Consider the following 21,005-nt stretch of genomic DNA (forward strand, 5'->3'; position numbering starts at 1 on the left):
TGAGCGACGGTTACGCCGAGGCGAAACCGAACAGGGTTGCGGGGTTATCCACCAGAACGCGACGGCGCTCCTCGGGGTTGGGCAGCAGGGCCTCGAGCAGCGCGAACTGCTGATCGTAGCGGGTCTGCGACTCGAACTGGGTGTTGGGCCAATCGCTGCCCCAGAGGAATCGCCCGACTCCACCGCAGGCTTCACGCAGGCGCGCTTCGATGGCCTGGGCGCGGGCCAGATCAGACTGGCTGCGATAGGCCGCCGACAGCTTGATCCACACCGGCGCCTGGCCGAGCAGATCGAAGAAGGCGTGATGCTGCGCAGCATCCAATTGCACGCTCGGCGCCGGCAGGCCGAAATGATCGATCACCAGGGTGACGCCGGACTCGAGAATCGCCGGCACGATCAGCGCCAGATCGTCGAAACCACGCTGGATCTCCACCTGCCAGCCGCGTCGCGCCAGGCGGCGGAACAGGCCGTTCCAGGCCGGCCCCGTGTAGTCCTCCAGCACCTTGCCGATCAGGTTCAGGCGTATGCCCACCACACCCGCGGCGGCCAATTCGTCCAGCTCGGCATCGCTGACCTGCGCGTCGACCACCGCAACGCCACGCAAACGCTCCGGGAAACGCTGCAGCGCCTCGACCATGTAGTGGTTGTCGGTGCCGAGAAAGCTGGGCTGGATCAGTACCCCGTGGGACAGCCCGCAAGCGTCCAGGTGGGCCAGGTACTGCTCCACGGTGGCGTCATAACTGGGGCTGTAGCGGCGGCCGGAAACCATGGGCAGGTCCTGGCGAAAGATGTGCGCGTGGGTGTCGATGCCGGTGATTGCGGCATAAGGCATGGGCGTCACGAAGCGATACCTCTGTCATTTTTTGTACGAGCCGCCGGTACGAGCGACTCCTTCTTGTAAAACATATATTCATATATATGATTAGATGACTGTATCTACAGAGATCAAGTGCTGTCAATCTGCAGGCCAGTGGTAAAGTGACGGCCGGTCGACTTTCGGATTTGAGGTTTATGAGCACCACGGCTCTGGGACAGGACGAACGCCTGCCGCTGTATCAGCGGTTACGCGACGAGATGCTGGGCAAGATCGCCGCTGGCGAATGGCTGCCGGGTGAGGCCATTCCTACCGAAGCGGAGTTGACCCGACAGTACGGTGTGGCCGTGGGAACGGTGCGCAAGGCGGTGGAAACCCTGGTTGCCGAAGGCCTGCTGCTGCGTGCCCAGGGTCGCGGCACCTTCGTGCGGCGGCCGAACTTCGACGGTTCGCTGTTCCGCTTCTTCCGTCAGGTCAACGCCAGCGGCCAGTCTCAGGTGCCGCAAAGCCGTATCCTCGACTGCCGCCAGGTGCCGGCCGACGCGGCCGCCAGCCAGGCGCTGAAGCTGAGCGAAGGCGCCCCCTGCATATTCCTCCAACGCCTGCGCCTGATCGACGGTCGCCCGCTGTTCCATGAACGTATCTGGCTGCCGGCGTCGCGCTTCGGCGCTTTGTTGAACATCGCCGCCGACGACTTCCCGCAGTTGCTCTACCCCTTCTACGAGCAACACTGCGGCCAGCGCATTGCCTCGGCCCAGGAGACCCTCACCGTCTCTGCGGCCGATGCCGAGCTCGCTGCCGCCCTGGATGTAGCCGAGGCCAGCCCGAGTGTGGTCATCGAACGCACCGCATTGGGCTACGACCGCACGCCGCTGGAATATCGCCTGTCGCGCGCGGCGGCGGAGAACTTCCGTTATCAGGTGGAAATCAGCTAACAGGCCGTTGTCCTGACAGCAAAACGCCCGGGCAAGCCCGGGCGTTGGATGCACTGCTGAACGTCCCTGGTCTAGAACAACCCAAGCGCCCAGGCCGCACCGAACAGCACCAGCGAGAAGCCCCACATCCACCACAACGAGTAGCGGATGTGCCGGCCCAGATCCAGTCCGGCCAGACCCAGCGCCAGCCACAACGCCGGCGAGAACGGGCTGATGAAGGTGCCGATGATGTTGCCGATGGTCAGCGCATAAACCACGCTGGCTGGCTCGACACCCTGGGCGCCGACCACTTCCAGCGTTACCGGCAGCAGCCCAAAGTAGTAGGCGTCGGTGCTCAGCATCAGCTCCATCGGCAGGCCGAACAGACCCAGCACGATGTGCATCTGCCCCACCAGCGGCGCCGGCAGTACCTGCGCCAGGTCCTGGGCGATGGACGTGAGCATGCCGGTGCCGGTGAAGATACCCAGCATCGAGCCAGCGGCCAGGATGATCATACCCATGCTCAGCGCAGCCGGAGCGTGCGCGGAGATACGCTGCATCTGCGCCTTGCCGCCGGGGTAGTTGATCAGCAGCGCCAGGCACAGGCCGATCATGAAGATATAGCCGGCCGGCAGCACGCCAGAGAACAGCGAGACCAGCACCGCCAGGAACAACGCGGAGTTGGCCCAGAGCAGGCGCGGGCGTTCCAGCTCGCGCTCCTCGGCGCTCGGCTCATGCAGGTCAGTGCTGGTTTCCACCAGTACACCTTCGTCCCCGGTCGTGCCGGCCGCGATACGCCGCTGTTCACGCCAGCCCAGCAGCGCCGCCAGAGCAACCAATAGCACTACGCCAATACCCTGCACCGCGATCAACGGACGCCACAGCTCGGTGACCTCGATACCGGTCACTGCCGAGGCACGCCCCAGCGGCCCGGCCCAGGGCAGCATGTTGAAGATGCCGGCACCAATCGCCAACAGCAGCAGCATCAGGTACGGGCTCATGCGCAACTGCTTGTACAGCGGCAGCAAGGCAGGAACGGTGAGCAGGAAGGTGGTGGCACCCGCGCCGTCGAGGTGCGCCAGCATGCCGATCACCGCCGTGGCGACGGTCACCGCGATCACGTTGCCGCGGGTCAGGCGCACCATGCCATTGATCAGGGGCCTGAACAGACCTGTGTCCTGCAGCACGCCGAAAAAGGTGATGGCAAAAACGAACATGGTGGCAATCGCCGTCACGCGGCCGATGCCATCGGTGAAGAAACCGGAAATCGCCTCCGGGCCAAAGCCTGCGGCCAGAGCGCCCAGCAACGGCACCACAATCAATGGCAGAACAGGCGACATGCGCCCGATAAGCAACAGCACAACCAGGCTGCAGATGGTCAACAGGCCAATCAAGGTCAACAAACCGCTTTCTCCTCTTTTTCTTGTAAGGCACGCGAAAGGCGCGTGCGGAGGCTAAGAGGCGAACCTTTCAACAACCTTTAAGCGGCGAACATGCGTCACGCCAAATGTCAGTGGATATGTCGCAGAGTCGGGGCGGCAGCCCTGCCGCCCCGGCTTGGTTCATTGCAGGGTGTAGCCCTTGTCCACCACCCAATCCTGACCATGAACGCCACGCGCACCATGGCTCAGCTGAAACAGCACCACCTCGGCAATCGCCTGCGGATCGAGGAACTCGCCGTCGACCAGGCGCCTGCCGACTTCACTGGCGACGCCCGCCAAGGCATCCTCGGCCAGGCCCGGGCTGCTCCAGATCGGTGTCGCCGTCGGCCCTGGCGAAACCAGATTGAGCCGCAAGCCTTCAGCGGCATGCTCGAGCGCCAGGCTGCGCACCAGCGCCGAGAGTGCGGCCTTGCTGGCGATGTAACCGCCAAGCCCGGCGAAGCCGAGTTGACGCAGGAAGGTGCTGATGAATACCACCGATGCAGGCCGCGCCAGATGAGGCTTGAGCACCTGAAAGGTATTGATTGCACCGGCGCCGTTGACCCGCCACTGCTGCTCGAACGCCTGCATGTCGCAGCCCGATGCCAAGCGTGCGATCCCGGCGTTGGGTACCAGGTAGTCGACGGCACCGAGCCGCCCCGCCCGCTCGGCCAGCCCATGCAGCGCATCGATATCGGTGACGTCGCCCGCACACCAATGCAGCTGTTCGGGATGTAACGCCTGCAGCGCCTCCAGCGCGCCCAGACGCCGTGAGAAAGCCAGCACGCGCGCGCCGCGCTGCAGCAACAGATCACACACCGCCAGGCCGATACCCGAGCTGGCCCCGGTGACGACAGCCAGACGACCCTGAAAATTCGTATTCATGACGTTCCTCGAAGCGAAAAGAGAGTGAGTGCCGCGACTCGCGCGAGCCGCGCTGAAATCGGCTTACTGCGCCTGCAGGCGGATGCCATTCATCTCCACCTGCTGACCCAGCGCGAAGCGCTCCCTGGGCGAGCGCACCCACTGCTCACGACCGCCTTCATGGCGCACCACATAGGCGGTTCCACTATTGCCAGTGGCAGCCTGAACCTGCGCACCGGTCCAGAACCCGGCGGCACCACCGACCAACGCACCGACAGGGCCACCCGCGGCGGCGCCCAGCATCAGGCCGGACAAACCTCCGAAACCGGCACCCACCGAGTTTTCTTCACGTTCGGCCACTACTTCGGCAGCCTGCAGAACATTGGCGGCCGCAAGGCCGAGGGAAAGGGCAAGCAAGGCAATGGATTTCATCTGATTTCTCCTGTAATGGGCATTGCACCCGGAGAGAATCAGATTCTGTGCCATGTATTTTCTCTATCAAAAACAGATAGATAAGAAAAAACAGGTACTAACGACAACAAGGAAAGCGAGTCACAATGACAGCTTTAAAGTCATTGTGACCCCAACCCAGGATCGACAGGAAGTGTTCAGCTAAACGTTTTGATCCGCTCCAGCCACGCCACGTCGAGCCGCGTCTGCTCGATGTCCAGCCCCTGCTGCTCCATCGCCTCGCGATGGCTGTCGATCTCGCCCACCATCTGGCTCAGCTCGCTGGAGTTGCCATCGAGTTGATGCATCTGGCTCACCCCCAGGTGGTAGAAGCGCAGCAGCTTCATCGCGCTGTCATCGCCCTGCGCTACGCCCGCCTTGACGTGATGCATGACGTTGGTGACACGCATCAGGCTGCGCTTGAGTCGCCAGCCGTAAACGGCCGGTGCCATGAACGGCCGCGACCAGAGTCGCTGGCGCACCAGCGCAATGGTCAGGCCGAGCCCCGCCAGCACACCGAGCATGTTCCACTTGAAGTTGTCGCCACCGGGCGTGCCGAACGCCTGCGTGCTCAGCGTGGCGCAGAGCATGGCCAGCGCCAAGAAGATGAGCGCGATCACCACGGTGCTGCGGCGGGTCTGCTGGCGGTAGTAGGCGGGGTCGATGGGCTGGATTTCGAACATGCGCGAAGGCTCGTGGCGGGGTCAGTCGGCGATGGTACGACAGCTTGCCACGATGCACGAACCCGTCACGCCTCTGTACGGTCCTGAAGATAAGGACCGATCGCCGCCATCGCCCCCGCCAGGTACTGCGCCTTCTCACCCACCGGCGCCACGTAGTGCAGCGCCTGGCGCGCCTCGTCGAGGCCGAGCAGACGGGCGATGACCCAGGCGGCGAGATAGGTCGACGCCAGGCAACCGCCCGCCGTTGCGACATTGCCACGGGCGAACAGCGGCTGATCGAGCACCCGCACACCTGCCTCCTGCACCCAGGGCTTGCTGGTCAGGTCGGTGCAGGCGGCGACGCCGTCGAGCAAGCCGAGCTTGGCCAGTAGCAACGTGCCGGAGCACTGCGCCGCCAGCAGTTGGCGCGCCGGGTCGAGGCGCAGTTGCGCCATCAGCGCTTCATCCGCCACCACCTCGCGGGTGCGCATGCCACTGCCGACGATCACCGCATCCGCCGCGCAGGCCTGCTGCAGGTCGATCTGGCTATCGATCACCAGCCCGTTCATGGACGTCACGCGCGCATCAGGGCTGGCGATGCTGACGCGCCAGTCGGGCCGGCGTATGCGGTTGAGAATGGCGTAAGCAATCAGCGAGTCGAGTTCGTTGAACCCTTCGAAGGTCAGAATGGCGATGTGCATGGCGGCTCCTGTCATGAAACGGGTTGCCACGCAGCTTCGAGGCAATGATCATGACAATCAAATAATTGTCATGGATACAACCCATGCCCCGCGCGCGCTACAAGCAACTGGTCGATCAGTTGGCCGCCGACATCCGCTGTGGCGCGCTCGCGCCTGGCACACGCCTGCCCACACACCGCGAACTGGCCACACAGCACGGCATCGCCCTGGTCACCGCATCACGGGTCTACACCGAGCTGCACGCCATGGGCCTGGTGAGTGGCGAAACCGGGCGCGGCACCTTCGTGCGCGAGACCAGCCTGGCGCCCGGTCACGGTATCGACCAGCCGGCGACCGAAGGCGGCATGCTCGACCTCAACTTCAACTACCCCACGCTGCCGGGGCAGGCCGACCTGCTGCGCCAGGCCCTGCGCCAGCTGGCATTGTCCGGGGATCTGGAAGCGCTGCTGCGCTATCAGCCGCATGCCGGGCGCCCCCATGAGCGGGCATTGCTGGCCAGGCACCTGACGGATCAGGGACTCCCGGTCACGGCGCAACAGGTGCTGATCGTCAACGGCGCCCAACACGGCCTGGCGCTGACCCTGCAGACTCTGCTCAAGCCCGGTGACGTGGTCGCGGTCGACGCCCTCACCTACCCCGGTTTCAAGGCGGCCGCCGCCGCGCGCGGCGTGGAATTGCTGGCGCTGCCCTGCGACGCCAGCGGCCCCGATTTCGATGCCCTGGCGGCACTGTGCAGAACGCGCCGGGTACGGGCGATCTACAGCATGCCGACCCTGCACAACCCACTGGGCTGGGTACTCGACCAGCTACAGCGCGAGCGCCTGATCGACATCGCCCGCCAGCACGACCTGCTGATCATCGAGGATGCCGCCTACGCCTTCCTGGCCAGCTCGGCACCAGCGCCACTGGCCGCCCTGGCGCCCGAACGCACGGTGCATGTGTCCGGCTTCTCGAAGAACATCGCCACCGGCTTGCGGGTCGGCTACCTGACAGCGCCTGAGGCCTGGGTCGCCGCACTGGAGCGCAGCATCCGCGCCAGCACCTGGAACACTCCGGGCATCATGACGGCGCTGGTCTGCGCCTGGATCGAAGACGGCACACTGGCCCGCCTGCAAGCGCAGAAGCGCGACGACGCCCGCTGTCGGCAAGCACTGGCTCGGCGCGTGCTGGCCGGCCTGCAACCGATCGGCCATGAGGCCGGCTATTTCCTCTGGCTGCCGTTACCAGCCGAGGTGCGCGCCGATCAGGTCGTGGCGCGCCTGCTGCACGAGCAGGTGGCAGTCTCCACCGCTGAGCCGTTCAGCACCTCGGAGCAGGTGCCCCATGCGCTGCGCCTGGCCCTTGGCTCGGTTACCCTGGCGCAACTGGAAGACGCGCTGGACAAGGTCAGGCATACCATCGCCCACTTTGCCTATTGAGCGACCTGACGCAGCCACTCGCTGGGACTCGCCCCCACCTTGCGGCGAAAGGCGCGGGCCAGGGCCGAGGGGCTTTCATAGCCGACCTCGTCGGCGATCAGCGCCATGGGCCGGCCCTCGCGTAGACGCTTCTGCGCCAGGCTTACACGCCAGCCCACCAGGTAATCGGCCGGCGTAGCACCGACCACGTCGTGGAAATGCGCAGCGAAACTGGCGCGCGACATGCCGGCCAGCGCCGCCAACTCGGCCACCGACCAGCCATGCTGCGGCTTCTCGTGCAAGTGATTGAGTGCCCGTGCCAAGCGTGGCTCTGCCAGGCCCGCCATCATCCCCGAGGCCAGCTCGCGGCTGTTCATCAAATGCCGCAGCAGCTGAATCACCATCAACTCGAACAAGCGGTTGAGCACCAGCTCACGCCCACAATCCTCCCCTGTCGCTTCGGCGAACAGCCAGTCGAGGCAACCGCTCAGACTCGGCAACTCGCGCAGCGGTTTGACGATGGCACCTGGCAACGACCGCGACAACGGATTGTCGATACCCCCGTCGAAGACCAAGGTGGCGCAGACCAGTTCGGCGCCATCGGCCTCGCTGGCGCTCATCTGGTGCAGGCGCGGCCTGGCCACCAGCATCAGGCTCGGCTCTTCCAGGCGCAGCTCGCGGCCATCGCCCTCGCGAAAACTCATGCGCCCGGCACGCAGCAGGTGAATGTAGCCATGCGGCTCATGCTCGCCATGGCTGCTGGTGCCACAGAAGCCGCCCCGGTGAAAGGTGCTGGCGTGCAGGTTGAAGTGATGCAGCAGGTTGGACAGGCGATCCATGGTCATCTCGCACTTTTGGACGATCTGTCGCACAACATCGACGATCTGAATCCGAAAAGCCAGTTCGACTCACTAGCATGGCTCCAGGCTTGAACAACAGGCCCTTACCCAAGACTGGAGAATCACCATGACGCGCATCACCGCACTGCCCTTCGAACAAACCGCTACCAGCGCCCAGGCGCAACTGGAAGGCATCCGCAAGGGCCTCGGTTTCATCCCCAACACATTCGCCACCCTGGCCCACGCCCCGGCCGCGCTAAGCGGCTACCTGGCACTGTCCCAGGCGCTCGGCAAAGGCACACTGAACGCCAAGGCGCGCGAAGTGGTGGCACTGGCCAGCTCGCAGGTCAACGGTTGCGAATACTGCCTGGCTGCGCACACCCTGTTCGCCGACAAGGCAGGCCTGAGCGCAGCGGATATCCGCAGCGCTCGTGATGGCGAGTTCGATGCCGTGGCGCGCCTGACCCGGCAGATCATCGACAGCCGCGGCCGCCTCAGCGATGCGCAACTGCAAGCCGCGCGCGATGCCGGGCTGAGTGACGCCTCCATCGTCGAAGTAGTGGCCAACGTCGCCCTGATGACGCTGACCAACTACCTCAACAACCTGGCCGAAACCGTTGTCGACTTTCCACCCGTAGCCGTCTGACAAGACAGGAGGTGCGCCATGCAAGCCGTCACTCTTTACACCACCGGCCACTGCCCCTACTGCGTCAATGCCAAGACCCTGCTGACGCGCAAGGGCGTGACCTACGAGGAAATCGACGTGGGCAGTTCGCCGCAGCGTCTGGCGGAGATGCTACAGCGCAGCAACCGCCGCAGCGTGCCGCAGATCTTCATCGGCGAACGCCACGTCGGCGGCTTCGATGACCTCGCCGCACTGGAACGTGGCGGCGAACTGGATGCGTTGCTGCAAGCCTGAACCCTGATGGCCGACCTTGCTGGCGGCCATCACCCTTTCTGAGCCGGCAGCTGCGCCGGCCTACTCCTTTTCGTCAAAGCGCTCGTCTTTGCCCTCATGCACCTGGCCATCGCTGCCGATACAAGAGCGGCAACATCGGCCCGATAGGCTGAGCGTCGCCCTGCGCCCTATCTCGAAATGGAGTCTCCCCATGCGTCTCGACGCCCTCTCTTTGAAAACCCGCCTGATCATCGCGGTGGCGATTCCCTGCATCGCCCTGCTGCTGGTGGCGCTGACCAGCCTGAGCAGCATGTCGAGCATGCATCGCGACACCGAGGTGCTCTATCTCAATACGGCCGCGCCGATGCGCGCCATGGCCGAGGTCGCCTCGCGCATCCCGCGCATGCGCGTCGGGCTCGACATGATGCTGCTGCAGGAAACCCCGCTGCGCGACGAGCGCGGTGTGAAATCCCGCGTGCAGGACGCCCGCAACGAGGACGTGCCCGGCATGCGCGAGGCGATGCGTCAGGCCGTGACCGCCCAGGTCAATCCGGAGCGCAAGGCCCAGGCGCAGCAATTGCTCGATCAGTTCGAAGCCATGGTCAGCAACGAACTGAACCCGATGCTCGCCGCCTTCGACGCTGGCGACATGGCCAAGGCGCAGCAGATTTACCGCGATCAGTACGCCAAGACCTACGGGGTGATGCGCCAGGGCGCCAACGACCTGCTCGACGCGCTGCTCGAGCAGGCCGAGCAGCAAAACCTGCACAGCGCGCAAAGCTATGACGATGGCCTGACCCGCCAGATCGCCATCATCGCCACCGGCCTGCTGGTGTCGATCATCATGTCCTGGCTGATCGTGGTACAGCTACGTCGCCGTGTGGCGGTGTTGCAGAGCAGCCTGGGCCAGGCCGCCGACAACCTGGCCCTGGACACCCGCATCGAATTGCACGGCCAGGACGAACTGAGCGAAATCGCCCGCAGCTTCAACCAGTTCATCGACAAAGTGCACGGCGCCATGCGCCAGCTCGCCGACAACTCGCGCCAGCTCTCGGGCATGGCGCGCGATGTGGCCGAACGCGCACGCCTTACGCAAAGCAACTGCACCGCACAAAGCGACCGCACGGTACAGGTGGCCACCGCCATCAACGAGCTGGGCTCGACCGTCAACGAGATCGCGCGCAACGCCGAGAACGCCGCAGAAGTTGCCCGCGAAGCCACCCAGCATGCCAGCGACGGCAGCGCTGTGGTCAGTCAGGCGCATCGTCAGGTCGACGCCCTCAACGGCGAACTGGAGCAGGCCGCCAAGGTGATCGAGGCACTGGCCGCGCAGACCAACGCCATCAGCACCACGCTCAACACCATTCGCAGCATTTCCGAGCAGACCAACCTGCTCGCCCTCAACGCCGCCATCGAAGCGGCGCGCGCCGGCGAACAGGGTCGTGGCTTTGCCGTGGTGGCCGACGAGGTGCGCACCCTGGCCAGCCGTTCCGGCGCCTCCACCGAGGAAATCCAGCAAGTCATCGACCGCCTGCAGAACGAATCACGCTCGGCCGTCGAGGCCATGGCCAAGGGGCAACGGCAGAGCGCGCTGGTGGTGGAGTACGCGAGCAAGGCGTCGGTGGCGCTGGAGCAGATCAACAGCCATATCGGCCAGATCAGCGACCAGAACATCCAGGTCGCCACCGCTACCGAGGAACAGTCCAGCGTGGTGGAAGACATCAACCGCAACATCGTCGACATCAACGAGCTGACCGTCGGCACCACCCATATCGCCGATCAGCTCAACCAGGCCAGCAGCGATTTGCAGGCGCTGTCGACCCAGCTCGATGGCCTGGTCGGACGTTTCCGGTTGTAACCCCTCAAACCACTCGGTGCGCACGGCGCACCCTACGGTCGGACGCCGTGCGCACCGAGCCATCTACAAGTCTTCGTCGATGCGCTCGCGCAAATAGGCGTAGAAGGGGTTGGACGTCATACGCTGCAAACTATCGAGCCCCACCACCAACACGCCGTGCTCACCGCGCGGTGCCAGCGTGCCAAGGGCCACGCCGTAGAACTCCTCGGCGGTCGGTTCGCTGCCATACAGCGGATCGTCAGGCGGGAACGGCAATGCGACGTGCGACAGCGAGAACAGCTGGCTCGGGTACTCGACATTCAATGGCGTCGCCACCGCCTCACGCTCGCCAGCTGCAATTCGCCGTGCCTCGACCTGACGACCACCGTTCTGCGCAACGCCGACCACGGTCAGGTCGTAATCACGCTCCGCCGGCGGCAGCAGTTGCTCCAGCAGGCCACTCATGTCCGGGCGCAGCAACGAGCCGATGGCCTGCGAGCGGTTGATGTCGAAGATCACCAGCTCGCTGCCGTTGGCCGGCAGACGCTCGAACAGGTCATGCACCACGGCCGGCGTGCTCACCGTGCTGTCGGCCAACGACTGGAAGGCCAGCACCGGCGGCAATCGTGACAGGCGGCCATCGGCCTCGGCAGCATCGAAGGCGTCTTGCACCTCGCTGGTCAGCTCATAGGTCTGCCGCGCTGCATGCACCGGAAAGGAGTTGTACTTGAACGGGTTGAACTCCGGCAGCACATTCATCCAGGCCGACTTGGCGAAAGCAGGCAGTAACGCAGGCAGGGCCGCCAGTCCGGCGTAACGGGCGTAGCTGGTGACGCCAATCATCGGCGAGATCAGCACCAGACGCTGTGGCATGGCCAGGCTCTGGTCCTCCAGCGCAGCCAGGCTGTAGCGCAACGCCAGCGCCCCGCCATTGGAATAGCCGAGCAGATACAGCGGCCCATCAGGCACCTGGCGCCGCGCTTCGCGAACGGCCAAGCGCGTGGCAGCCAGCCATTGCTCCCAGTGCGCAGCGGTGAGTGCCGCCGGCACCGTGCCGTGGCCAGGCATGCGCGGCACCACGGCGAGCAGGCCCTGCTCACTCAGGTGCCGGGCGATATGGCGCAGGCTGTAGGGCGAGTCGGTCAGACCATGCAGCAACACCACCACGCCACGCGCCGGGCCTGGCGGCTGCAGGATGAAGGAGCGGTTCCAGTCGCGCGGCAGATTGCCGGGATAGACCGGGCTATCGCTGGAATAGCGGCTGTATGCGGTGCTGCCGGCGGCCGTGACCGGCTCGATCAGTTCACGCTGCAAGTGCTCGAACAGGGCCGCCTCGGCAGCCAGGTAGGCCTGCCAGTCGCCCGTATCCAGCTCGTCGACCTCAAGCTCCTGCGGCACCAGGCGATGCCAGGGCTGCAGCTCGGGCAAAGCCGACAGCCCGGCGATACGAATGCCGAGCAAGACCACCACGATCAACAACAGCACCACCAGCGTCCAGGCCATCACGTTGCGCATGCGCGGTAAACGCATCAAGCGCCTCCCTCGAAATATCTGGCCGGGAAAATCCGTCCCGGCGACCGGCTCAGGGACCTTAGTGCAAAGCTGCTGCTGGCCACCACTGGGATTGCTTTGGTGCAGCGAGCCAACCAGCACGACACCTGAAGCGATGTAGGCGCTTGCGCGGCGAAAATCGCGGCCGCGACTGCCTGGATGCAGGAGGTAGAGCGAAAGCCGCTCCCACGCAGTGGAGCGGCAGCCTGATCAGCCAGCCGCTGAGTAGAGCGGCGAGGCAGCCAAGTACAGCATGACCAGCACAGCGACCAGCGTCAGTGCGTTGAGTTGAATCCGCCGGACCTTGCCGAGGCCGGCAAACTCCTTGGCAACACTCAACACGAAGACAGCCCCGACCACCAGCATTGCCGGCATGGAAACCAAGGTATCGGCAAGCCAACTGTTCATCAGTCGCTCGCTGCCCGGGTAGAGCTCCTGGCTGATCGCCATATAGCTTGGCCTGGCGCTGACCATGCCCCAGTACGCAGCCAGGGTGATCAGTTGCAATAGCAGTAGAAGCAGATTGCACAGGGTCTTCAAACGCGGGAAACGACCTGCATCGCGATCAGCCACAGAGCATGCTCCCGCTCTGGGTCTGCCCCATCATGTCCTTGATCACGCCGCGTACCTTGGTATCGGCCAACTGTCCGCCGTTCGACTCGACCTGCACCCGGCTAAGGGAAAAATGGGCCTCGTTATTGGCGTCGTAAATGGTGAAGGCGACGTCCACGCTGCCACTGAACAGCAACGTACCCTTGAGCTCGATTTCCCCCAACTTGCCGACCAGCGATGAACGACTGCACAACCAGGCATGCTTGCTGACGTCGATTTTCATCCAGGCAGTTTCGATATGACCGGCGATCAGCGTGCCGCTGTTACCGCCGATCTCAGGCCCGGTAGCGATACCGAACACCTGCGGCTTCTCGGCACTCGAGCGTCTGAGTTGTATGAAGACGCCACTGAACAGATTGAACCCAATGCTGGTCTTGGGGATGGCCGCGCCGACGCCGCTGGCCAGGATCTTCATTTCCATTACATGTTCCCTATGTATAGGTGGATCAGCTGCAAAGCATGAATCAATGTGACCTGCTTTGCCATGAACGAGTACACAAACGGGCGCTCATGAGCCGCTCAGCGCTTCTGACCATCCGAGTCGGTATTGGTGCGGTGCGATCAGCAGACTGCGTTATCTGGGAGCCGCTCGATGCGCCAGATCAACTGAGCAGGCAGCCGACGAGCACCGCTGCTAGGCTGCGCGCATGAATTTCGCCGCTCAACTACAGACACTCATTGTCACCGACCTACAGCGCCTGCGTATCCTGCAGCAGGTGCGCGAGCTCGACCTGCCCGACTGCTGGGTGGCCGCCGGTTTCGTGCGCAGCGCGGTGTGGGATCACTTGCACCAACGCACGCCATCTCCGCTGCCGGAAGACATCGACGTGATCTGGTTCGACTGCGTCCATACCTCTCAGGAACGCGATGCAGAACTGGAAGCGACTCTGCGCGGCGGCAACGGTGACTTGCAGTGGTCGGTGAAGAATCAGGCGCGCATGCATCTACGCAATGGCGATGCGCCTTACGCCTCGGCGACCGAAGCGATGCGGCATTGGCCGGAAACCGCGACGGCGCTGGCCGTAAGGCTCAATGAAAACGACAGGGTCGAGGTTGCCGCACCACTCGGTCTGGAGGATCTGTTCGGCCTTATCGTGCGCCCGGCCGGACGCTTTCAGAACGAGAAACGGCGGATCTACCAGCAGCGGCTACATGACAAGAACTGGCTGGCAACCTGGCCGAAGTTGAAGGTGCTCCCGTAGGGTGGATCACGCTTCATCGATCCACCGTGTAGTGGATCTAAAGAGCGACCTCCACCCTACGATAGAAACACCGTGGTAGGGGCTTGCGCGGCGACGATCGCGGCTAAAGCCCCTACCACAACACCTGTCAGATACCGGCGACCACCGCGCAGAAGCCCGGCGCGCTGGCGGCGAACTGGCTGCACAGGTGATTGATGGAGGTCACCAGTACCTGCTCGGGCGAGGAGATGAAATCCACCGACATCATCACGCTGAGCATGGTGATGGTGACGATGGAGAAAGTGAACAGCTTGCGCGCCCACACCCGATCATCGACCGCCTTGTAGCCCGACACGCCCATCCATAGCCAGTAGGCACCGCTCAGTGCGGCGACCACGAAGTAGCTGTAGCCGGCGTAGCCACTGAGCGTCAGCATCAGGGTCGCAACCACGAAGGCGGCGATGTACAGCACGATCTGCCGCTTGGCAGCCGAGATCCCCTTGATGACCGGCAGCACCGGGATGTTCGCGGCCTGGTAGTCATTGAAACGGAAGATGGCGATGGCATAGGAATGCGGCATCTGCCACAGGCTGAAGATCAACAACAGGATGGCGGCGCCAGCATCGAACTCGTTGCTCACCGCGCAGTAGCCGACCACGGGCGGTGCCGCCCCGGACAGGCTGCCGACCAGGGTGCCGTACACCGAGCCGCGCTTGAGCCACAGGCTGTAGAGGCCGACGTAGACCACGAAGCCCATCAGCACCAGCATCACCGCCAGCGTGTTGGTGGCGGCGTACAGCAAGGCCACCCCCGCCACTCCGAGCACGCAGGCATAGACGATGGCGTGCGCAGGCGATACCAGCCCCTGCGCCAGAACCCGGTTACGGGTGCGCTCCATCTTCTGGTCGATGTCCCGATCGATGTAGTTGTTGAACACGCAGCCTGAGGCGATCACCAGCGAAACCCCCAGTGCTGTCGCGAAAAACAGCGCCAGGTCGGCATCGCCACGCGAAGCCAGGAAGAAACCGCCCGTGACGGAAATCAGATTCCCGAAGACGATGCCCGGCTTGGCGAGGTTGAGGTACTGCTTCAGGAGCGCCAGCATCAGTTGATCATCATGTGATAGTGCATGCTCCACATGATCCAGACCGACAGGCCGACCACGAACGCGATGATCAGCACGGTGAAGATCATCGAAACGACGTTCCAGCGCCCCTCCTCATCGGTCTTCATGTGCAGGAAGTACACGAGGTGGACGAGCACCTGCACCAGGCCGAAGAGCACCACGGTGATCAGCGTCGCGCCACGGCTCAGGCCCAGCACGTCAGGATGCATGACCAGCATGAAAGGGATCACGGTGAGGATCACCGACAGGATGAAACCGGTCAGGTAATCCTTGAAGCCCACGGCGTGAGCGGCGTGATTGTCTTGATGAGCCATTACAGCACCCCCATCAGGTAGACGACGGTAAACACGCAGATCCACACCACGTCGAGGAAGTGCCAGAACAGGCTGAGCAGCCCGACGCGGGTCTTGTTGGTGTCGGTCAGGCCACGGCTGCCAACCTGGAACATCAGCACCAGCATCCACAGCAAACCGGCACTGACGTGCAGGCCGTGGGTGCCGACCAGGGTGAAGAACGCCGACCAGTAGGCGCTGACCTGTGGCCCGGCACCTTCATGGATCAGATGACGGAACTCGTACAGCTCGATGCTGATGAAGGCCACACCGAACAGGAAGGTGATGCCCAGCCAGCGCAGCACCGCGCGCTTGTCGCCACGGTAGGTGGCGAGCATGGCCATGCCGTAAGTGATACTGGAGAACAGCAGGGCGAAGGTTTCCACCAGCACCAGGTGCAGGCCCGGCCTGAGCATTTCCTTGGCGGTGGGGCCACCGGCGAAGGAATTGCTGAGTACCGCGAAGGTGGCGAACACCGTGGCGAAGATCAGCAGGTCGGTCATCAGGTAAACCCAGAAGCCGAACAGCTTGATGCCACTGCTGTAGTGGTGGTGCTCATGGCCGTGGCCATGAGCGTCGTTTGGATAGTGGGGTTCGTAAGCGGTCATGATCAGGCCTGTACGACTGCGTTGGCTTTGGTTTGGTGGTGCGCCTGCTCGATCCGCGCGATCTCTTCGGGCTGCACGTAGTAGTCGATGTCCTCGTCGTAGGAACGCACGATGAAGCTGACCACGGCGCCGACCAGACCCACGATGGCGAGCCACCAGATGTGCCAGATCATGGCGAAGCCAAAGGCGATGACGAACGCCGACACGATCAGGCCGTTACCGGTGTTCTTCGGCATGTGGATCGGCTCGTAGTGCTCCGGCGCGGGCATCAGCTCGACACCGTTCTTCTTCGCCTCATGGAAGGCGTCGATCTTGTCCGCCGTCGGGATGACCGCGAAGTTGTAGAACGGTGGCGGCGAGGACGTCGCCCACTCCAGGGTGCGGCCATCCCACGGATCGCCGCTCACGTCGACGTTTTCCTTGCGCTTGATGTAGCTGGTGACGAACTGCACCACGGTAAAGACGATGCCGATACCGATCAGAACGGCGCCGACCACGGCCACCTGCACCCACGGTACCCAGGCCGGGTTGTCGAAGTGGTTGAGGCGACGAGTCATGCCCATGAAGCCCAGCACGTACAGCGGCATGAAGGCGAAGTAGAAGCCGATCAGCCAGCACCAGAAGGAGTAGCGGCCGAAGCGGTCGAGCAACGTGAAGCCGAAGGCTTTCGGGAACCAGTAGATGATGCCGGCCAGGTAGCCGAACACCGCACCACCGATGATCACGTTGTGGAAGTGGGCGATCAAAAACAGGCTGTTGTGCAGCACGAAGTCCGCCGCCGGCACCGCCATCAGCACGCCGGTCATGCCGCCGATGGAGAAGGTCACCAGAAAGCCCAGGGTCATCCAGGTCATGGCATTGAGTTGCAGACGGCCACGGAAAATGGTGAACAGCCAGGTGAAGATCTTCACCCCGGTGGGGATGGCGATGATCGAGGTCATGATGCCGAAGAAGGCGTTGACGCTGGCCCCCGAGCCCATGGTGAAGAAGTGGTGCAGCCACACCACGAACGACAGCACGCCGATGGCCGCAGTCGCCCAGACCATCGAGGCATAGCCGAACAGGGTCTTGCGCGAGAAGGTCGCCACCACTTCGGAAAACACGCCGAACGCTGGCAGGATCAGGATGTACACCTCCGGGTGTCCCCAGATCCAGAACAGGTTGGCGTACATCATCGGGTTGCCGCCCAGTTCATTGGTGAAGAAGTGGAAATCCAGGTAGCGGTCCAGCGACAGCATCGCCAGGGTCGCGGTCAGCGGCGGGAAGGCGCCGCAGATCAGCACGCAGGTAACGAGGATGGTCCAGGTGAAGATCGGCATCTTCATCAGGCTCATGCCCGGTGCACGCATCTTGAGGATGGTGGCGATGAAGTTGACCCCCGTCAGCGTCGTCCCCAAGCCCGACAGCTGCATGCTCCAGATGTAGTAGTCCATCCCCACGCCGGGGCTGTACTGGATGCCTGACAACGGCGGATAAGCCACCCAGCCGGTCTTGGCGAACTCGCCCAGACCCAGCGACAGGTTGATCAGCAGCGCGCCGCCGACGAACAGCCAGAAGCTCAGCGAGTTCAAGTAGGGGAAGGCCACGTCACGTGCGCCGATCTGCAGCGGCACGACGATGTTCATCAGGCCGGTGACCAGTGGCATGGCCACGAAGATCAGCATGATGATGCCGTGCGCGGTGAAGATCTGGTCGTAGTGTTCCGGCGGCAGGTAGCCCTGCCCGTCACCGTGGGCCATCGCCAGGTGGGTGCGCATCATGATCGCGTCGGCGAAGCCACGCACGAGCATGACCAGCGCGACGAGGATGTACATCACGCCGATTTTCTTGTGGTCCACCGAGGTGAGCCACTCGCTCCACAGGTAGCCCCACTTCTTGAAGTAGGTCACCGCCGCGAACAGCCCCAGACCGCCCAGCGCCACCATGGCGAGGGTGATCATGATGATGGGCTCGTGGTACGGAATCGCGTCCAGAGTCAGTTTTCCAAACATATTCACTCCTGCACCTGCGCTGCTTCGTGCATGGCCGTGCTGTGGGAATCTTTCAGGGTCACGTACTGCCCGATCACCGTGTTGAACAGGTTCGCCTCGACCTGGCCGAAGTAGCGGACCGGGTAGATCGGATAGCGGTGGTTGACCATCTCGCCGGGCTCGCCCACCTCTTTGAAGGTGGCGAAGTCCATGACCTCGGGCGACTGCTTGACCTTGTCGACCCACTGCGCGAACGCATCGTCGCTGACCGAGTGAGTGCTGAAGCGCATGGCCGAGAAGCCTTCGCCGCTGAAGTTGCCGGACTGGCCGAAGAACTCGCCCTGCTCGTTGGCGATCAGGTTGAGCTGGGTGCGCTGGCCGCCCATGGCATAGATCATCCCGCCGAGTTGCGGGATCGACAGCGCGTTCATCACCGTGTCGGAGGTGATGTGGAAGGTCACCGGGGTCTTCTCTGGAATCACCAACTCATTAACCACGGCCACGCCCTGATCCGGGTAGATGAACAGCCATTTCCAGTCGAGTGAGACGACTTCGATGTTCAGCGCCGGCTTGTCCGATTCGATCGGGCGATAGGGGTCGAGCGAATGCGAGGTTTCCCAGATGATGACCGCCAGCACCGCGACGATGATCAGCGGGACACCCCAGACGACCAGTTCGATCTTGTGCGAATGTGCCCAGTCGGGCATGTAGGTGGCCTTCTCGTTCGACTCGCGATAACGCCAGCCAAACCAGAAAGTCATGACGATCACGGGAATGACCACGATCAGCATGAGACCAATGGAGATCAGGATGAGGTTGCCCTGCTCGACACCGATCTGCCCTTTCGAGTTGAACAGTGCCCAGTCACATCCACCGAGCGCTGAGAAGGCAATCGCCATCAGCAACCAGCGCGCACAACGATGGTATTTCTCTTCTTTCATGTCACGACCTTCAACTGAGTGATGCCCACAGTCGGCTTCGGTTGCCGTGCGGCCCATCGAGCAAAAGGCCGGCAGCGAAAACTCAGAGCTTGAGCATCCGTGCAAGCGAAGCGGTAAAACCGTGGGAATCGACGATGTTGCAGGCTATCGAGGCCTCGCACAATTCATTAGCAGCCTACTTATGAGCAAACTGACGGCCTCTCTGCGACATATTTCGCAACATTTACGCAAAGATTTGAAACACTTTGCAGCAAGAAGTCGGCAAAGAATCGAAGGGGTGCGACAAATGATCACAGGCCCGTTTTAGAGCTATTTGTCAGCGAATTGACAGGAATCAATGACACGAAAGATGCTGTTCGCCGGCAGCTCGCCAGGTATTGACATTTAGGAGGTTTCGAGAGTCTTGAATGCGTAGGTGAGGAGCGTCAGCCCTGCGAAAGGCTGAGCGCAAAGCAGCGCCAAGTAGACGACGGGGACGGCTGCTGTTGTAGCCCGGATGTAATCCGGGGCAATTGAGAGCGGCCAAAAGCATCGCGGCTGAAGCCCCTCCCACGGGACTGCTGAACCTCTGCAGGCGCCATGCACCTGTAGGAGCGGCTTCAGCCGCGATAGCTCTGCCTGCTTCGCCCACTTGCAAACTAGGACGATCCCATACCGGCCCCGAATTACATCCGAGCTACGCAATTGCAGCCGACAACRGCTTTTGTGGGAGGGGCTTYAGCCGCGACAAGCATCGCGGCTGAAGCGGAAGCCTCCCCGCCGCTCCTACAGACATTCACCTATCTCGTAGGAGCGGCTTCAGCCGCGATAGCTTCACCTAACCCACATACAACCCGGAACGATTCGATGTGCCCCGGATTGCATCCGGGCTACGCAATTGCAGCCGACAACRGCTTTTGTGGGAGGGGCTTTAGCCGCGACAAGCATCGCGGCTAAAGCCCCTCCCACAGGCACAGGCACAGGCACAGGCAACCCTACCCTGCTCCCAACCCGACAACCACCCCACCTCAATACTTCCACGCGCAATAACACCCCACCGCCAGACCACTGGCCAGGGACACATGGCGCCCCTGGGTCAGTGCATCGAGCACCGGCTCGACGAAGCTGTTGCTGGAGTTGCACACCAGCCCTTCGCTGTAAGGGCCGGCATAGGCCAGCTTGCCGTCACGATCCCAGATCGCCAGGGCCGGGCTGGCCGGCAGCGATTCCATGCCCTCGATGCCCGGCAAGGGCGTCATCCGCCCACGCAGGAACGGCGCTATCTCGCCCGTGCTGCCCGGCTTCTGCACGCTGTAGAACGCGACATCGGCATTGCGGTGCAGGCCGATCAGGTAGCGCAGGTGCGCGTCGGTTTCCGCGTTGCAGGGGCAGTCCGGGTCCCAGAAGTGCACCACCCGGATCGGGCCGGGGCCGGCCAGTTCAGCCGGCAGCTGCAACTCGCCCTGACCGAAGATCACCGTCTGCTCGGCATAAGGCCGCAGATAGGCCGCGCCGCTGAGCCACCAGATCAGCACCACCAGGCCAAGCGCCAACGCGCAGAAACCCACCACCAGATGCTTGAAGCTCAAGCGCTTAAGCAGGTTCATGGCTGATGGCCGAACTTGCGCAGGAACTGCTTCTCCATTTCCCGGCAACTTTCCTCGGTGAAACTGCGCTCGGTGGCCTGCGCGCTTTGCCAGCAGGCGTCGATGGCCGCGCGCTCGGCCGCCTCGATCTCGCCATCCTGGGGGCGGGTCATGATGTAGATGAGGCCGGCAAAAATCAGCACCACGAACATCACGCCAGCCACAAACAGGCCCAGGCAGCCACGGCGCCCCAGCCCGGCGTTTTCATCATTTACACTCATCGTTCTTCAGTTTCCGCATTCATCAGTGGATGGCGCGCCCC

23 protein-coding genes and 1 pseudogene are annotated in these 21,005 nt (G+C 63.2%); 7 read left to right on the plus strand and 17 right to left on the minus strand.

Annotated features, from left to right (window positions below):
• Window positions 1-10 precede the first annotated feature (10 nt).
• Entirely contained in the window at window positions 11-832 is an 822-nt protein-coding gene (locus tag INS93_RS09335; RefSeq protein WP_192981208.1) for an amidohydrolase family protein, read from the minus strand.
• Between the two features lie 179 nt (window positions 833-1,011).
• On the opposite strand from INS93_RS09335, the gene INS93_RS09340 reads away from it, so the two are divergent.
• Window positions 1,012-1,749 carry a GntR family transcriptional regulator gene (locus INS93_RS09340; RefSeq protein WP_192981210.1) on the plus strand — a complete coding sequence of 246 codons (738 nt, stop codon included), beginning with the start codon at window positions 1,012-1,014 and terminating at the stop codon, window positions 1,747-1,749.
• A gap of 71 nt (window positions 1,750-1,820) precedes the next feature.
• On the opposite strand, the gene INS93_RS09345 is transcribed toward INS93_RS09340, so the two are convergent.
• The 5 genes from INS93_RS09345 to INS93_RS09365 form a co-directional block, all read right to left on the minus strand.
• Complete coding sequence (locus INS93_RS09345) at window positions 1,821-3,131, minus strand: CitMHS family transporter (RefSeq protein WP_192981212.1); 1,311 nt, start codon at window positions 3,129-3,131, stop codon at window positions 1,821-1,823.
• Between the two features lie 159 nt (window positions 3,132-3,290).
• A complete protein-coding gene (locus INS93_RS09350; protein ID WP_192981214.1) occupies window positions 3,291-4,034 on the minus strand; it encodes an SDR family NAD(P)-dependent oxidoreductase in 744 nt (247 codons plus the stop codon).
• Window positions 4,035-4,097: 63 nt separating this feature from the next.
• Entirely contained in the window at window positions 4,098-4,445 is a 348-nt protein-coding gene (locus INS93_RS09355; RefSeq protein WP_192981216.1) for a hypothetical protein, read from the minus strand.
• 176 nt (window positions 4,446-4,621) lie between these two features.
• Window positions 4,622-5,146: a DUF3087 domain-containing protein gene (locus tag INS93_RS09360; protein WP_192981218.1), complete on the minus strand. Its 525-nt coding sequence runs from the start codon at window positions 5,144-5,146 to the stop codon at window positions 4,622-4,624.
• Between the two features lie 65 nt (window positions 5,147-5,211).
• Window positions 5,212-5,826, minus strand: coding sequence for a DJ-1/PfpI family protein (locus INS93_RS09365; protein ID WP_192981220.1), 615 nt, complete (start codon window positions 5,824-5,826; stop codon window positions 5,212-5,214).
• An 83-nt stretch (window positions 5,827-5,909) separates the two neighbouring features.
• Between INS93_RS09365 and INS93_RS09370 the strand changes: the two genes are divergently transcribed.
• Window positions 5,910-7,244: a PLP-dependent aminotransferase family protein gene (locus INS93_RS09370; RefSeq protein WP_192981222.1), complete on the plus strand. Its 1,335-nt coding sequence runs from the start codon at window positions 5,910-5,912 to the stop codon at window positions 7,242-7,244.
• On the opposite strand, the gene INS93_RS09375 is transcribed toward INS93_RS09370, so the two are convergent.
• On the minus strand, window positions 7,238-8,068 hold the full coding sequence (locus INS93_RS09375; protein ID WP_192981224.1) for an AraC family transcriptional regulator: 831 nt from the start codon (window positions 8,066-8,068) through the stop codon (window positions 7,238-7,240). The genes INS93_RS09370 and INS93_RS09375 overlap by 7 nt on opposite strands.
• Before the next feature lie 121 nt (window positions 8,069-8,189).
• Here INS93_RS09375 and INS93_RS09380 point away from each other — a divergent pair, with 121 nt between their 5' ends.
• The 4 genes and pseudogenes from INS93_RS09380 to INS93_RS25080 all read left to right on the plus strand — a co-directional run bounded on the left by INS93_RS09380 (window position 8,190) and on the right by INS93_RS25080 (window position 10,818).
• Window positions 8,190-8,708: a carboxymuconolactone decarboxylase family protein gene (locus tag INS93_RS09380; protein ID WP_192981226.1), complete on the plus strand. Its 519-nt coding sequence runs from the start codon at window positions 8,190-8,192 to the stop codon at window positions 8,706-8,708.
• Between the two features lie 18 nt (window positions 8,709-8,726).
• Window positions 8,727-8,981, plus strand: coding sequence for a glutaredoxin 3 (gene grxC / locus INS93_RS09385; RefSeq protein ID WP_192981228.1), 255 nt, complete (start codon window positions 8,727-8,729; stop codon window positions 8,979-8,981).
• 190 nt (window positions 8,982-9,171) lie between these two features.
• Window positions 9,172-9,960 (plus strand): annotated as a pseudogene (locus INS93_RS25075) (MCP four helix bundle domain-containing protein); the annotation flags it as partial.
• A gap of 57 nt (window positions 9,961-10,017) precedes the next feature.
• The gene (locus INS93_RS25080; protein WP_371254548.1) at window positions 10,018-10,818 is read left to right on the plus strand and encodes a methyl-accepting chemotaxis protein; all 801 of its coding nucleotides are present in this window, start codon (window positions 10,018-10,020) and stop codon (window positions 10,816-10,818) included.
• A 63-nt stretch (window positions 10,819-10,881) separates the two neighbouring features.
• Here the strand turns inward: INS93_RS25080 and INS93_RS09395 are convergent, their stop codons facing one another.
• The 3 genes from INS93_RS09395 to INS93_RS09405 all read right to left on the minus strand — a co-directional run bounded on the left by INS93_RS09395 (window position 10,882) and on the right by INS93_RS09405 (window position 13,381).
• The gene (locus INS93_RS09395; RefSeq protein ID WP_192981231.1) at window positions 10,882-12,327 is read right to left on the minus strand and encodes an alpha/beta hydrolase; all 1,446 of its coding nucleotides are present in this window, start codon (window positions 12,325-12,327) and stop codon (window positions 10,882-10,884) included.
• Between the two features lie 231 nt (window positions 12,328-12,558).
• Window positions 12,559-12,921: a hypothetical protein gene (locus tag INS93_RS09400; protein ID WP_192981233.1), complete on the minus strand. Its 363-nt coding sequence runs from the start codon at window positions 12,919-12,921 to the stop codon at window positions 12,559-12,561.
• Entirely contained in the window at window positions 12,914-13,381 is a 468-nt protein-coding gene (locus INS93_RS09405; protein WP_192981235.1) for a hypothetical protein, read from the minus strand. Before INS93_RS09405 ends, INS93_RS09400 begins: the two co-directional genes overlap by 8 nt.
• 226 nt (window positions 13,382-13,607) lie before the next feature.
• On the opposite strand from INS93_RS09405, the gene INS93_RS09410 reads away from it, so the two are divergent.
• Window positions 13,608-14,162 carry a nucleotidyltransferase family protein gene (locus tag INS93_RS09410; protein ID WP_192981237.1) on the plus strand — a complete coding sequence of 185 codons (555 nt, stop codon included), beginning with the start codon at window positions 13,608-13,610 and terminating at the stop codon, window positions 14,160-14,162.
• A gap of 127 nt (window positions 14,163-14,289) precedes the next feature.
• On the opposite strand, the gene cyoE is transcribed toward INS93_RS09410, so the two are convergent.
• The 7 genes from cyoE to INS93_RS09445 form a co-directional block, all read right to left on the minus strand.
• Window positions 14,290-15,246, minus strand: coding sequence for a heme o synthase (gene cyoE, locus INS93_RS09415; protein WP_192981239.1), 957 nt, complete (start codon window positions 15,244-15,246; stop codon window positions 14,290-14,292).
• On the minus strand, window positions 15,246-15,581 hold the full coding sequence (cyoD, locus tag INS93_RS09420; RefSeq protein WP_192981240.1) for a cytochrome o ubiquinol oxidase subunit IV: 336 nt from the start codon (window positions 15,579-15,581) through the stop codon (window positions 15,246-15,248). Before cyoD ends, cyoE begins: the two co-directional genes overlap by 1 nt.
• A complete protein-coding gene (gene cyoC, locus INS93_RS09425) occupies window positions 15,581-16,210 on the minus strand; it encodes a cytochrome o ubiquinol oxidase subunit III (protein WP_420707295.1) in 630 nt (209 codons plus the stop codon). The genes cyoD and cyoC overlap by 1 nt, the downstream gene beginning before the upstream one ends.
• Window positions 16,210-18,198 carry a cytochrome o ubiquinol oxidase subunit I gene (gene cyoB / locus INS93_RS09430; RefSeq protein ID WP_192981242.1) on the minus strand — a complete coding sequence of 663 codons (1,989 nt, stop codon included), beginning with the start codon at window positions 18,196-18,198 and terminating at the stop codon, window positions 16,210-16,212. The genes cyoC and cyoB overlap by 1 nt, the downstream gene beginning before the upstream one ends.
• 2 nt (window positions 18,199-18,200) lie before the next feature.
• Window positions 18,201-19,118, minus strand: coding sequence for a ubiquinol oxidase subunit II (gene cyoA / locus INS93_RS09435; RefSeq protein WP_192981243.1), 918 nt, complete (start codon window positions 19,116-19,118; stop codon window positions 18,201-18,203).
• A gap of 1,007 nt (window positions 19,119-20,125) precedes the next feature.
• Window positions 20,126-20,704, minus strand: coding sequence for a DUF6436 domain-containing protein (locus tag INS93_RS09440; RefSeq protein WP_192981244.1), 579 nt, complete (start codon window positions 20,702-20,704; stop codon window positions 20,126-20,128).
• A complete protein-coding gene (locus INS93_RS09445; RefSeq protein ID WP_160020445.1) occupies window positions 20,701-20,964 on the minus strand; it encodes a hypothetical protein in 264 nt (87 codons plus the stop codon). Before INS93_RS09445 ends, INS93_RS09440 begins: the two co-directional genes overlap by 4 nt.
• Between the last annotated feature and the right edge of the window lie 41 nt (window positions 20,965-21,005).

Origin of the sequence: Pseudomonas sp. EggHat1 (assembly GCF_014892995.1) — a bacterium.
GTDB lineage: Bacteria > Pseudomonadota > Gammaproteobacteria > Pseudomonadales > Pseudomonadaceae > Aquipseudomonas > Aquipseudomonas chaetocerotis.

Coding starts and splice junctions, on each gene's coding strand:
- INS93_RS09335 (WP_192981208.1), bottom strand. CDS start 832: ATGCCTTATGCCGCAATCACCGGCATCGACACCCACGCGCACATCTTT.
- INS93_RS09340 (WP_192981210.1), top strand. CDS start 1,012: ATGAGCACCACGGCTCTGGGACAGGACGAACGCCTGCCGCTGTATCAG.
- INS93_RS09350 (WP_192981214.1), bottom strand. CDS start 4,034: ATGAATACGAATTTTCAGGGTCGTCTGGCTGTCGTCACCGGGGCCAGC.
- INS93_RS09355 (WP_192981216.1), bottom strand. CDS start 4,445: ATGAAATCCATTGCCTTGCTTGCCCTTTCCCTCGGCCTTGCGGCCGCC.
- INS93_RS09360 (WP_192981218.1), bottom strand. CDS start 5,146: ATGTTCGAAATCCAGCCCATCGACCCCGCCTACTACCGCCAGCAGACC.
- INS93_RS09365 (WP_192981220.1), bottom strand. CDS start 5,826: ATGCACATCGCCATTCTGACCTTCGAAGGGTTCAACGAACTCGACTCG.
- INS93_RS09370 (WP_192981222.1), top strand. CDS start 5,910: ATGCCCCGCGCGCGCTACAAGCAACTGGTCGATCAGTTGGCCGCCGAC.
- INS93_RS09375 (WP_192981224.1), bottom strand. CDS start 8,068: ATGACCATGGATCGCCTGTCCAACCTGCTGCATCACTTCAACCTGCAC.
- INS93_RS09380 (WP_192981226.1), top strand. CDS start 8,190: ATGACGCGCATCACCGCACTGCCCTTCGAACAAACCGCTACCAGCGCC.
- grxC (WP_192981228.1), top strand. CDS start 8,727: ATGCAAGCCGTCACTCTTTACACCACCGGCCACTGCCCCTACTGCGTC.
- INS93_RS25080 (WP_371254548.1), top strand. CDS start 10,018: ATGGCGCGCGATGTGGCCGAACGCGCACGCCTTACGCAAAGCAACTGC.
- INS93_RS09395 (WP_192981231.1), bottom strand. CDS start 12,327: ATGCGTTTACCGCGCATGCGCAACGTGATGGCCTGGACGCTGGTGGTG.
- INS93_RS09405 (WP_192981235.1), bottom strand. CDS start 13,381: ATGGAAATGAAGATCCTGGCCAGCGGCGTCGGCGCGGCCATCCCCAAG.
- INS93_RS09410 (WP_192981237.1), top strand. CDS start 13,608: ATGAATTTCGCCGCTCAACTACAGACACTCATTGTCACCGACCTACAG.
- cyoE (WP_192981239.1), bottom strand. CDS start 15,246: ATGCTGGCGCTCCTGAAGCAGTACCTCAACCTCGCCAAGCCGGGCATC.
- cyoD (WP_192981240.1), bottom strand. CDS start 15,581: ATGGCTCATCAAGACAATCACGCCGCTCACGCCGTGGGCTTCAAGGAT.
- cyoB (WP_192981242.1), bottom strand. CDS start 18,198: ATGTTTGGAAAACTGACTCTGGACGCGATTCCGTACCACGAGCCCATC.
- cyoA (WP_192981243.1), bottom strand. CDS start 19,118: ATGAAAGAAGAGAAATACCATCGTTGTGCGCGCTGGTTGCTGATGGCG.
- INS93_RS09440 (WP_192981244.1), bottom strand. CDS start 20,704: ATGAACCTGCTTAAGCGCTTGAGCTTCAAGCATCTGGTGGTGGGTTTC.
- INS93_RS09445 (WP_160020445.1), bottom strand. CDS start 20,964: ATGAGTGTAAATGATGAAAACGCCGGGCTGGGGCGCCGTGGCTGCCTG.